10 protein-coding genes are annotated in these 12,337 nt (G+C 63.1%); 6 read left to right on the top strand and 4 right to left on the bottom strand.

Annotated features, from left to right (window positions below; genetic code table 11):
• Nucleotides 1-122: 122 nt before the first annotated feature.
• On the bottom strand, nt 123-755 hold the full coding sequence (locus tag AC07SU_RS01355; protein WP_494995956.1) for a TetR/AcrR family transcriptional regulator: 633 nt from the start codon (nt 753-755) through the stop codon (nt 123-125).
• Nucleotides 756-866: 111 nt separating this feature from the next.
• Between AC07SU_RS01355 and AC07SU_RS01350 the strand changes: the two genes are divergently transcribed.
• From AC07SU_RS01350 to AC07SU_RS01340, 3 genes are read left to right on the top strand one after another with little or no spacing between them, the layout of a single operon-like run.
• On the top strand, nt 867-1,523 hold the full coding sequence (locus AC07SU_RS01350) for an O-methyltransferase (RefSeq protein WP_494995955.1): 657 nt from the start codon (nt 867-869) through the stop codon (nt 1,521-1,523).
• 15 nt (nt 1,524-1,538) lie between these two features.
• Nucleotides 1,539-2,405 (top strand): SDR family oxidoreductase, encoded by an 867-nt coding sequence (locus AC07SU_RS01345; protein WP_494995954.1) that lies wholly within the window; start codon nt 1,539-1,541, stop codon nt 2,403-2,405.
• Between the two features lie 13 nt (nt 2,406-2,418).
• Complete coding sequence (locus tag AC07SU_RS01340; RefSeq protein WP_494995953.1) at nt 2,419-3,603, top strand: arabinose transporter; 1,185 nt, start codon at nt 2,419-2,421, stop codon at nt 3,601-3,603.
• Here AC07SU_RS01340 and AC07SU_RS01335 read toward each other — a convergent pair.
• Entirely contained in the window at nt 3,590-4,210 is a 621-nt protein-coding gene (locus AC07SU_RS01335) for a LysE family translocator (RefSeq protein ID WP_494995952.1), read from the bottom strand. The two genes, AC07SU_RS01340 and AC07SU_RS01335, sit on opposite strands and share 14 nt — an antisense overlap.
• A 133-nt stretch (nt 4,211-4,343) precedes the next feature.
• On the opposite strand from AC07SU_RS01335, the gene AC07SU_RS01330 reads away from it, so the two are divergent.
• Nucleotides 4,344-6,542 carry an OsmC domain/YcaO domain-containing protein gene (locus AC07SU_RS01330; protein WP_494995951.1) on the top strand — a complete coding sequence of 733 codons (2,199 nt, stop codon included), beginning with the start codon at nt 4,344-4,346 and terminating at the stop codon, nt 6,540-6,542.
• Between the two features lie 493 nt (nt 6,543-7,035).
• On the opposite strand, the gene AC07SU_RS01325 is transcribed toward AC07SU_RS01330, so the two are convergent.
• Entirely contained in the window at nt 7,036-8,202 is a 1,167-nt protein-coding gene (locus tag AC07SU_RS01325; protein WP_494995950.1) for a cystathionine gamma-synthase, read from the bottom strand.
• A complete protein-coding gene (locus AC07SU_RS01320; protein WP_176995899.1) occupies nt 8,199-9,575 on the bottom strand; it encodes a pyridoxal-phosphate dependent enzyme in 1,377 nt (458 codons plus the stop codon). The genes AC07SU_RS01325 and AC07SU_RS01320 overlap by 4 nt, the downstream gene beginning before the upstream one ends.
• A gap of 266 nt (nt 9,576-9,841) precedes the next feature.
• Between AC07SU_RS01320 and atzF the strand changes: the two genes are divergently transcribed.
• The gene (gene atzF, locus AC07SU_RS01315) at nt 9,842-11,638 is read left to right on the top strand and encodes an allophanate hydrolase (RefSeq protein ID WP_494995949.1); all 1,797 of its coding nucleotides are present in this window, start codon (nt 9,842-9,844) and stop codon (nt 11,636-11,638) included.
• 2 nt (nt 11,639-11,640) lie between these two features.
• Nucleotides 11,641-12,327 (top strand): GntR family transcriptional regulator, encoded by a 687-nt coding sequence (locus AC07SU_RS01310; protein WP_494995948.1) that lies wholly within the window; start codon nt 11,641-11,643, stop codon nt 12,325-12,327.
• Nucleotides 12,328-12,337 lie beyond the last annotated feature (10 nt).

Genomic DNA, 12,337 nt, shown 5'->3' with positions numbered 1-12,337 from the left:
AAGCGCGCAGGCACGTTCAATCAGGGTTTGTGAACCTTCAGGTATGGTTTTGTTAAACAATCCCCACCGCTCAACTGAAACCCGTGACGGCATGCGGCGTGCAGTTGACCTACAAGCGCGCTTTATTGTGTGTTGAGCGCGGTCAGGTAGGCGCTGAACATGTCGGCCATGCCGCCGGCGTAAACCGCGATGGCCTCGGGTGTGCGCGGGGTTGAGGAGAAGTCCTTGCCCGCGCAACTGAGGGTCGACTGGATCAAATCGTGGGCCAGCTGGCGGGTCGCGTCTGATGCGTCGGGGAGCAGCTCCAGCATGAAATCGCGGAATATCTGACGCCCGGCCTCGCGAACTTCCAACGCTTCGGGGGCGTTGCGATACAGCGGCGCCGCGTCATCCAGCGCGCCGCGCATCAGCGCTTCCTCGCACTCAGAATGAATGAAGGCCTGCACCAGGGTGCGCAAGCGCTGCAACGGCGCGACCTGCCGGTCTTCCAGAATCTGGCGCAGCATGAGGGTGGTCTGCTGCCACTCATCGCTCTGCAAGCGAAACAGAATCGCGGCCTTGTTGGGGAAATACTGATACACCGAACCCACACTCACACCGGCCTTCTCGGCGACCCGCGCCGTGGTGAAGCGGGTGGCCCCTTCCTTGGCCAAAACCTGAATAGCCGCCTCCAGGATCGCCGCCACCAACTCGGTGGAACGAGCCTGCTGCGGCTGTTTGCGCGAGGAAATACGCGCGGTTTGGCGGGTGGTCATGGGCGGCTCCAAGGCGTGGGGGAACGCGAATAGCGAATGCGACGAATCACTCGCATACTTTTAATGCGACGAATTAGTCGCATCTTAGTCCAGGCCTCACGGAAATCAATGATGAATACCCTGACTACCGCGCCACTGGCGCCCCTGATCGAACGTCTCTACGACCAGGCAGAGGCCGCCACCAGCCCGGACCTGGCCAACGTGCCCGATGCGGAACGCAACCGCCTGATGCACAGCAAAACCGAATACCTGGCGCTTTACACCTTGCTCAAGGACTTGTGGCTGCCGGTCTCGCGGGACACCGGCACGCTGCTCTACATGCTTGCGCGCAGTACCCAGGCGCGGGCCATTGTGGAGTTCGGTACCTCGTTCGGCTTGTCTACGCTGTTCCTGGCCGCCGCCCTGCGTGACAACGGTGGCGGCGTATTGATCGGCAGCGAATTCGAGCCGTCGAAGATCGCCTTGGCGCGTGAGCATTTCACCGAAGGCGGTGTGAGCGACCTGATCGAAATCCGCGAAGGCGATGCACTGGTGAGCCTGGCCTCAGGCTTGCCGCCGTCGGTGGACTTGCTGCTGCTCGACGGCGCCAAGGCGCTGTACGGCGACGTGCTTGGCCTGGTGGAAAAACACCTGCGCCCGGGCGCCCTGGTGGTGGCCGACAACACCAACTATTGCCCGGAATACCTGGCGCACGTGCGCTCGCCGCACAACGGTTACCTGTCGGTGCCGTTTGCCGATGACATCGAGCTGTCCATTCGTTTGGCTTAATTGAGGAGTCACCCTATGCACGTATTTGTCACAGGCGCCACCGGCTGGGTCGGCTCCGAAGTGGTCAAGGACCTGATCGGAGCCGGCCATCTGGTTACCGGACTGGCCCGCAGCGATGACAAGGCCAAAACCCTTGCGGCAACCGGCGCGAAGGTACTGCGCGCGTCCCTGGATGACCTGGATGCAATTCGCCGCGCGGCCTGGACCGCGGATGCGGTGATCCATACCGCGTTCAATCACGATTTTTCGCGGTTTGTCGAAAATTGCGAGCAGGACCGTCGTGTGATCGAGTCCCTGGACAGTGTCTTGAGAGGGTCGGACACGCCGCTGCTGGTCACCTCGGGGTTGTCCGGGCTGACCCGTGGTGCCACCGAGGCGGACCTGCCCAACGGCGCGTCGCCGCGCAAATCCGAATTCGCTGCCAGGGCCTTGGCCGAGCGCGGTGTGCGTGCCGCCACAGTACGCTTGGCGCCGTCGGTGCATGGGCTGGGCGACCATGGGTTTCTGCCGATCCTGATTCGCCTGGCGCGGGAGACGGGCGTGTCGGCCTACCTCGATGAGGGGCTCAACTGTTGGTCTGGCGTGTATCGCACCGATGCGGCGCGGGTCTATCGCCTGGCGCTGGAGGAGGGCGTTACCCAGGCTGTGTATCACGCGGTGGCGGACGAGGCGGTGCCGTTCAAAGCCATTGCCGAGGTCATCGGGCGTCGCCTGGGCGTGCCGGTGGCGTCGCGGCCGCGTGAACATTTTGGCTGGTTCGCCAACATGGCCGGCGCCGAGATGGCGGTGTCCAGCGCGCAGACCCGGGATCGCCTGGGGTGGGCGCCGACAGGTCCGGACCTGCTGAGCGACTTGGATCAAGCGGGCTATTTCAGTCTCTGACAGGAGCGTTCCCATGTCACAACACGGTACGTCTTCGGTGCTGTTGAAACTGCTGCCGATCACCCTGGCGGTGTTCGTTACGTTCCTGATCATCGGCATGCAGTTGCCCGTGCTGCCGTTGCACCTGAACCACACCCTGGGCATGAGCACCTTGGTGGTGGGCGTGGTGGTCGGTGCGCAGTTTGCCGCCGCGCTGCTGTCGCGGGCCTGGGCCGGCAACTTTGCCGATATGCGCGGGCCCAAGCGCGCGATGCTGATCGGCATGCTGGTGGCGGCCGGCTCAGGGCTGTTGTACCTGGCGTCGCTGGGGTTCGTGGAAACCCCGGTGCTGTCGGTGTGGGTCTTGCTGGCCGGGCGTGTGGTGCTGGCCCTGGGTGAAAGCCTGATCATCACCGGCTCCATGGGGTGGGGCATGGGCCTGGTGGGGCCGCAGAACGCCGGCAAGGTTATGGCCTGGATCGGCATCGCCATCTACGCAGCGTTTGCGCTGGGGGCACCTTTGGGCGTGGCGCTCAACGCCCAATGGGGCTTCAGTGGCGTGTGTGTAGCCACGCTGATCTTGCCGCTGTTTGCGCTGGCCATCGTCGCCGGGGCCAAGGGCGTTGCGCCCACCAGCCAGCGGCGCACGTCGTTCTACACGGTGCTGGGTGCGGTCTGGCTACCCGGGTTGGGGCTGGCGTTTTCGAGTATCGGGTTTGGTGTGATCACCGCCTTTATCGCGCTGTTGTTTGCCGCCAAGGACTGGGGCAATGCCTCATTCGCCTTCACCGCCTTTGGCTTGGCGTTCATCGGTGCGCGGCTGTTTTTCGGGCACTTGCCGGACAAAGTGGGCGGCGCCAAGGTGGCGCTGGTCTGCGTGCTGATCGAAGCGGTTGGGCAATTGCTGATCTGGGGCGCTGGCTCGCCGGTGATGGCGTACGTGGGGGCGGCCTTGACCGGCTTCGGCTATTCGTTGGCCTTCCCCGGGTTTGGTGTGGAAGCGATCAAGCGAGCGCCACCGCAAACCCGTGGTCTGGCCATGGGCGCCTACGTGGCGTTCCTGGACATCGCACTGGGCATCAGCAGCCCATTGGCTGGCGCCCTGGCGGGGTCGGCGGGTGTGGCGTCGGTGTACCTCGCCGGCGCCGTGGCAGTGATGCTGGCGGTGGCGGTGGCAGGGTCGCTGCTGGTCAAGAAGCCTGCGCTCAGCGCTTGCTGAACGCCAGGCGCGCCGCGAACAGCACAAAGATCATTCCCGTGGTGCGGTCCATCCAGCGAATGACACTTTCACGGCGCAGGAAGCCGGACAGTGGCCGCGTGGCGCCAATCAATACCAGCGACCACACAAGGCCCAGCACCACATGGATGCTGACCAGGCCGAAGGTCCAGGCGATCAGCGAATGGCCCTGGGGGATGAACTGCGGCAGGAACGACACGTAGAAGATCCCCACCTTGGGGTTCAGCACGTTGCCCAACATGCCCTTGAGGAACCAGTTGCTGCTCGGCTGGCCGTTAGTCTCAACCGACGATAGCGAACGGCGTGGCCGCAACAACATGTTCAAGCCCAGCCAGGCCAGGTAGGCCGCGCCGCAGTATTTCAATACGTTGAAGGCCAGCTCCGACACGGCGATCAACGCGCCCAGGCCAAAGGCAACCGCCGCGCCCCAGAGCAGGCAGCCGGCATTGATCCCCAGGGTGGCCTGCAGCGCCTGGCGCTTGCCTTCCACCGTGGCGGTGCGCAACACCAGGGCGGTGTCGAGCCCCGGGGTGAGGGTCAGCAGAGTGGCGGCGAAGGTGAAGGCGAGGAGGTTATCGGCAATGGACATGGAACGCTGGCCTCAAGGGGGATGGGGCACACGTTAACCGATCGGCAGTCAACGCGGAAAACCCCGGGACTTCCCGGCAAAAAACTTCATAATAGCGGCCATTTTGTTTAGCCCGTTATTCTGGTGTGCCCGCATGGAAATTAAGGTCAACTTTCTCGACAACCTACGACTTGAAGCCAAGTTCGACGATTTCACGGTGATTGCCGACCAGCCGATCCGCTACAAAGGCGACGGTTCGGCCCCGGGCCCGTTCGATTATTTCCTGGCGTCGTCGGCGTTGTGTGCGGCGTACTTTGTGAAGCTGTACTGCCAGACGCGCAACATCCCCACCGAGAATATCCGCCTGTCGCAGAACAACATCGTCGACCCGGAAAACCGCTACAACCAGATCTTCAAGATCCAGGTCGAGCTGCCGGCCGACATCTCCGACAAGGACCGCCAGGGCATCCTGCGTTCCATCGACCGTTGCACCGTGAAGAAAGTCGTGCAGGCCGGCCCCGAGTTCGTGATCGAGGAAGTGGAAAACCTCGACGCCGATGCCCAGGCCTTGCTGATGCCCAACTCGACCTCCGACGGCGGCACCTACATTGCGGGCAAGGACCTGCCGCTGGAGCAGACCATCGCCAACATGTCCGGCATTCTGGCGGGCCTGGGCATGAAGATCGAAATCGCCTCGTGGCGCAATATCGTGCCTAACGTGTGGTCGCTGCACATTCGCGACGCGCATTCGCCGATGTGTTTCACCAACGGCAAGGGCGCCACCAAGGAAGGCGCACTGGCGTCGGCCCTGGGCGAGTTTATCGAGCGGCTCAACTGCAACTTTTTCTACAACGACCAGTTCTGGGGCGAGGAACTGGCCAACGCGCCGTTCGTGCATTACCCGGATGAGCGTTGGTTCCAGCCGGGCCCCAACGACGAGCTGCCCAGCGAAATTCTCGATGCCTACTGCCGCAAGGTCTACGACCGTGAGGGCGAATTGCGCGGCTCGCACCTGTTCGACACCAACTCGGGCAATGAGGAGCGCGGCATTGTCTCGCTGCCCTTCGTGCGCCAGTCGGACGGTGAAGTGGTGTACTTCCCGTCCAACCTGATCGAAAACCTCTACCTCAGCAACGGCATGAGCGCCGGCAACACCCTGGCTGAAGCGCAGGTGCAGTGCCTGTCGGAGATTTTCGAGCGGGCGGTGAAGCGCGAAATCATCGAAGGTGAATTTGCCTTGCCGGACGTGCCCGCCGAGGTGTTGGCCAAGTACCCTAGCATCCTGGCCGGCATCCAGGGCCTGGAAGCGCAAGGGTTCCCGGTGCTGGTCAAGGATGCGTCCCTGGGCGGTGAGTTCCCGGTGATGTGCGTGACCCTGATGAACCCGCGCACCGGTGGCGTGTTTGCCTCGTTTGGCGCGCACCCAAGCCTGGAAGTGGCGCTGGAGCGCAGCCTCACTGAGCTGCTGCAAGGCCGCAGCTTCGAAGGCCTGAACGACTTGCCGGCGCCGACCTTCGAAGCCCAGGCGGTGACCGAGCCGAACAACTTTGTTGAGCACTTCATCGACTCCAGCGGTGTGGTGTCCTGGCGCTTCTTCAGTGCCCAGTCGGACTACGAATTTGTCGAGTGGGACTTCACCGGCCAAGGCGAAGACTCCAACGTGCAGGAAGCCGCGACCTTGTTCGGCATCCTCGAAGGCATGGGCAAGGAGTCGTACATGGCCGTGTACGAACACCTCGGCGCCACCGCCTGCCGCATCCTGGTGCCGGATTACTCGGAAATCTACCCGGTGGACGACCTGATCTGGGACAACACCAACAAGGCGCTGTTTTTCCGGGCCGACATCCTCAACCTGCACAGCCTCGACGAGGAAGAACTGCACGCGTTGGTCGAGCGCCTGATCGAAAGCGAGCTGGACGACTACACCGACATCACCACCCTGATCGGCATCGAGTTCGACGACAACACCGCGTGGGGGCAGTTGACCATCCTGGAGTTGAAGTTGCTGATCTTCCTGGCCCTCAAGCAATACGAAGAGGCCAAGGAGTGCGTGGAGATGTTCCTGCAGTACAACGACAACACCGCCGAACGTGGCCTGTTTTACCAGGCGATGAACGCGGTGCTGGAGATGGAACTGGATGACGACCTGGAGTTGGACGACTACGAAGCCAACTTCCGCCGTATGTTCGGCAATGAGCGGATGGACGCGGTGATCGGCTCGGTCACCGGCGACGTGCGCTTCTACGGCCTGACCCCGACCAGCCTGAAGCTCGAAGGCCTGGACCGCCATCAGCGCTTGATCGAGAGCTACAAGAAGCTGCACGCCGCACGGGCCAACATCACCTCGGCCTGACACAAGGTCACCTGGGGGAGCAGCCTCGCTTGCGCGAGGCTGCGAAGGCGGTGGGTCAGGTGAAATCACAGTTGACAGTGCCGCCGCTATCGCAGGCAAGCCAGCTCCCACAGTTGACCGAGTACACCCACTGACCTGCACTCACTGTAGGAGCCGGCTTGAACTGGCGATCGCGATCCATCAGCCAGCAGAGTTGCAAGCTGACCCACCGCCATCGCTGGCAAGCCAGCTCCTACAGTTGACCGAGTACACTCGCTGACCTGCACTCACTGTAGGAGCCGGCTTGCCGGCGATAGCGGTCCATCAGCCGGCAGAGTTGCAGCTGACCCACCGCCACCGCTGGCAAGCCAGCTCCCACAGTTGACCGAGTACACCCACTGACCTGCACTCACTGTAGGAGCCGGCTTGCCGGCGATCGCGATCCATCAGCCAGCAGAGTTGCAAGCTGACCCACCGCCATCGCTGGCAAGCCAGCTCCTACAGAGGGGGGCTATCAGATGCGGGCCAACGCCTGGGCCAGGTCTGCCCGCAGGTCTTCCACATCCTCAACCCCCACCGACAACCGCACCAACCCGTCACCAATGCCCAACTGCGCGCGCGTGGCGGCCGGGATGCTGGCGTGGGTCATGATGGCCGGGTGTTCGATCAGGCTTTCCACGCCGCCAAGGCTTTCGGCCAGGGCGAAGATCTTGACGTTTTCCAGGAAGCGCGTGGCGCCCGCCAGGTCGCTGTTGAGGTCAACCGAAATCATCCCACCGAACCCACGCATCTGCCGACGTGCCAGCTCATGCTGCGGGTGTGAGGCCAGGCCGGGGTAGTAGACGCGCGACACTTGCGGCTGTTTCTCCAGCCAGGTCGCCAGGTCGAGGGCGTTGCTGCAATGACGTTCCATACGCAGTGCCAGTGTCTTCACGCCGCGCAAGGTAAGAAACGCATCGAACGGCCCGGCGATGGCGCCCACCGAGTTCTGCAGGAAGCCCAGGCGTTCGGCCAGCTCCGGGTTGTGGCCAACGATTGCAATCCCACCGATGACGTCCGAGTGGCCATTCAGGTATTTGGTGGTGGAATGCACCACGATGTCGAAGCCCAGCTCCAGCGGGCGCTGGATCCAAGGGCTGGCGAAGGTATTGTCGGCCACACAGATAATGCCGCGCGCCTTGCAGATGCGCGCGATGGCGCTCAGGTCGGTGAGGCTCAGTAGCGGGTTGCTCGGAGTCTCGACCCAGACCATGCGCGTGTCGTCCTGCAAGCTCGCCTCAAATGCCGACAGGTCGCTCAAATCGACAAAACTGAAGCGATGCCCGGCACTGCGTTGGCGCACTTTGTCGAACAGGCGGAAGGTGCCGCCATACAAGTCGTTGCCGGAGACGATATGCGCGCCGGCGTCCAACAGTTCCAGCACGGTGGAGATTGCCGCCAGCCCGGACGCAAAGGCAAACGCCTGGCTACCGCCTTCCAGATCGGCCACGCAGCGTTCCAGGGCAAAACGCGTCGGATTGTGGGAGCGTCCGTAGTCAAAGCCCTTGTGCACGCCGGGGCTGTCTTGCAGGTAGGTGGAGTTGGCGTAGATCGGCGGCATCAGCGCGCCCGTGGTTGGGTCGGGGGATTGCCCGGCATGGATCACACGGGTGGCAAACGCGCTTTTATCGGACTGACTCATGCAAGGGATCTCCGTAGGTGATTGAGCAGGTCGACGCGGGTGATCAGGCCATGGAAGCCCGACGCGTCGGCAATGATGGCGACCAGGCCGCGATCCAGTTCTGCCTGCAATTCAGCCAGGCTGGCGCTGGGGGCCAGGGTTTGCAAGGTGTCGGTCATGGCACTGGCGACGATCATCGAGAAGTCTGCCGCGTCATGGTGCAGGCCCAGCAGGATGTCGGATTCGTCGATCACACCCACCAGCTCCTGGCCATTCACCAACACTGGCAATTGCGAAACGTCGGCCAGGCGCATGCGCTGGAAGGCGGTGAGCAGGGTGTCGTCGGGGCTCACGCTGATCACGCGGCCGTCTTCGAAACGGCGGGCGATCAGGTCGCGCAAGTCACCGTAGTGTTTGTATTGCAGCAGGCCCGCGTCTTTCATCCATTGGTCGTTGTAGACCTTCGACAGGTAGCGCGTACCGGTGTCGCACACGAACGTGACTACACGCTTGGGCTCGGTCTGCTCGCGGCAATAACGCAAGGCGGCGGCGAGCAGGGTGCCGGTGGACGAACCGCCGAGGATGCCTTCGGCGCGTAGCAGTTGGCGGGCATGGTCGAAGCTTTCTTCATCGCTGATGGAGTAGGCGTGGCGCACGCTGGAGAGGTCGGCGATCGACGGAATGAAGTCCTCGCCGATGCCTTCCACGGCCCAGGAACCGGGGGTTTCCATCTTGCCGCTGCGGCTGTATTCGGCCATCACCGAGCCCACGGGGTCGGCCAGCACCATTTCCAGCTCAGGCTGCACACGCTTGAAAAAACGGGTCAGGCCGGTGAGGGTGCCGGCCGAGCCGACGCCCACCACAATGGCGTCCACGTCATGCTGGGTTTGTGCCCAGATCTCCGGGGCGGTGCTGGTTTCATGGGCCAGCGGGTTGGCGGGGTTGTTGAACTGGTCGGCGAAGAATGAACCCGGAATGTCCTTGGCCAGGCGGGCGGCCACGTCCTGGTAATACTCGGGATGGCCCTTGCCCACGTCGGAGCGGGTGATATGCACCTCAGCGCCCATGGCCTTGAGGTGCAGCACCTTTTCGGTGGACATCTTGTCGGGCACCACCAGCACCACCCGGTAGCCCTTGGCCCGGCCGACCAATGCCAGGCCCAGGCCGGTGTTGCCAGCGGTGGCCTCGATGATGGTGCCGCCGGGGCGCAGGCGGCCATCGCGCTCGGCGGCGTCGATCATGGCCAGGCCGATGCGGTCCTTGATGGAGCCCCCGGGGTTCTGGGATTCGAGCTTGAGAAACAGCGTGCACGGGCCGGTATCGAAACGGCTGACCCGAACCAGCGGCGTGTTGCCGATCAGTTCGAGGACGGCGGGGCGGGAAAGCGTGGGCATGTCGTCACCTGGGTACGGGAAGGGCGTAGGGAGGGGGACAGCAAATTAAAACGCATGGCTTGGAACATAGGCCGCTATCGGTCGGGTCGCAACCGGGCGGTCCGATGAATGTCTTTTTTTGGCGCATGGGCGATGCAGCTGTGCGCCATCAGTGGGCAGGGGTTAACCAGCGTAGGACTGGCGAAGCCCCGTAAACAGTGGGTGTGGCTGTATGGCCCGGGCTTTGCTAAAGGAAATCCAAACTTGGATACAAGATGGAATTTCCTATGCACAACGTTTTTGGCTGGACCCTTGGCGAATGGCAGTCGGCTTACCGCAGTGGCGCAATCAAGCCAGAGATTTTGCTGGACCTGGTCGACGCCTACCCGGCCGAAGACAATGCCTGGATCGCCCGCGCCGGTTCATCGCAACTGCAGGCGCAATTGGACGAACTCGGCGAACGCTTGGCGGCCGTGGGCGGCGACATGGCCCAGTTGCCACTGTATGGCGTGCCGTTTGCCATCAAGGACAACATCGATGCGGCGGGATGGGATACCACGGCGGCCTGTCCTGAGTTTGCCTACGCACCTGGGTCAGACGCGTTTGTCGTCTCCAAGCTACGAGCGGCGGGCGCGATCCTGGTGGGCAAGACCAATCTCGACCAGTTCGCTACCGGCCTGGTGGGCACGCGTTCGCCTTATGGTGCGGTGGGCAACAGCTTCGACCCGGCTTACGTCAGCGGCGGTTCCAGCTCCGGCTCGGCCTCGGTGGTGGCCCGTGGGCTGGTGCCGTTTGCCTTGGGCACCGATACCGCAGGCTCGGGCCGTGTACCGGCGGGGTTCAACAATATTGTGGGTTTGAAGCCGACCAAGGGGCGGCTGTCCAACACCGGCCTGGTGCCCGCCTGCCGCACGGTGGATTGCATTTCGGTGTTCGCCTTGACCGTGGCCGATGCCGAGCGCGTGGCGCAGGTGGCAGCTGGCTACGACGCCAGCGACGCCTACTCGCGGGTCAACCCCAACACGGCGCCGGTGGCGGTGGGGGCGCAGATCAAGTTGGCGATCCCGGCCGTGCTGGAGTTCTTCGGCGATAGCCAGAATCAAGCGGTGTTTGAGCAGGCTGTCGAGCGATTCAAGGCGTTGGGTGCAGTGATTACCCCGGTGGACTTCACACCGTTCAAGGCCCTGGCCGATCAGCTGTATTACGGGCCGTGGGTGGCCGAACGCACGGTGGCGTTGGAAGGCATGCTTGAGCGTCAGCCCGAGGCGATCAACACCGTGGTGCGCGGTATCGTTGAAAACGGCCGTCAATACACGGCGTGTGATGCTTACAAAGCCGAATACCTGCGCGCCGAATTGAGCCGGCGTATCAACGACAGCCTGGCGGGTTTTGATGCCTTGCTGGTTCCCACCGCACCGACCCTTCGCACCCTGGCGGAAATGGCCGAGGAGCCGGTGTGCTACAACTCGCAATTTGGCTACTACACCAACTTCACCAACCTGGCAGACCTCTCGGCCCTCGCGCTTCCCGCCGGGTTGCGTGTCGATGGTTTGCCCAGTGGCATTACCCTATTGGCACCCGCCTGGCATGACACGGCGCTGGCTGATCTGGGCAAGCGTTGGCAGGCCAATCTCGACCTCAGCCTGGGCGCGACCGGGCGTTCTCTGCCCGCACCCGGCGTACCCGTGCAGGCGCCAGGATCTGTGCGAGTGGCCGTGGTGGGCGCGCACCTGACGGGCATGCCGCTGAACTTCCAGCTGACCAAGCGCAATGCGGTGCTGGTGGAGCAAACCCACACGGCTGACAGCTATCGCCTGTACGCACTGCCCGGTACCGTGCCGCCCAAGCCGGGGCTGGCCAAAGCCGAGAGTGGGCGCTCGATCATCGTAGAGCTGTGGGACATGCCCCTTGCACGCTTCGGTGAGTTCGTCGCAGAAATCCCCGCGCCCCTGGGGATCGGCAACGTGGTGCTGGCGGACGGGCGTAGCGTCAAAGGCTTTATCTGTGAACCCTGGGCACTGGCCGAAGCGCTGGATATCACCGAGCTCGGCGGCTGGCGCACGTTTATTGCGAGCCGGGGGTGAACATGCCGCGTCCTGACAACCTCGCCGAGCAGGTGTACACGCAACTCAAGGCGGATATTTTCGACTTCCGCCTGCTGCCGGGGGATCGCTTCAGCGAAGGCGATGTGGCAGGTCGCATGGACGTCAGCCGAACGCCGGTGCGCCAGGCGCTGTATCGTCTGGAGAAGGAAGGCTATGTGGAGGTGTATTTCCGCAGCGGCTGGCAGGTCAAGCCGTTCGACTTTGCCTATTTTGAAGAGCTGTATGACGTGCGCATCGTGCTGGAGCTGGCGGCTGTCAGCCGGTTATGCCGGATGGAGGCATCCGATAATCCGGTGTTGAACGCGCTGAAGGGTATCTGGCTGGTGGCGGAAGATGAACGGTTGCAAGACCCTCAGGAGGTGTCTGCGCTGGATGAGCGTTTTCATTGCGCTTTGGTGGAAGCCACCGGCAACCGTGAAATGGCCCGCATGCACTACGCGATTACCGAGCAGATCCGCATCATTCGCCGGCTCGACTTTACCCAGGTCGAGCGCATTGCCGCGACCTACCAGGAGCATACACAGATCCTGGAGGCCATCTTGCAACGGCGCAGTGACGTGGCCCAGGCACTGCTCACGCGACATATCGAGTTGAGCAAACAGGCCGTGCGCGAGATCACGCTGCACCGATTGCAGATGGCACGGCAAGTGGGCCCCAGGCCCGTGTAGGAGCCGGCTT

The organism is Pseudomonas sp. GW821-FHT05H12 (assembly GCF_059419385.1).
Note: the sequence above shows the minus strand (reverse complement) of the source record. Positions and strands in the feature narration are given on the sequence as shown.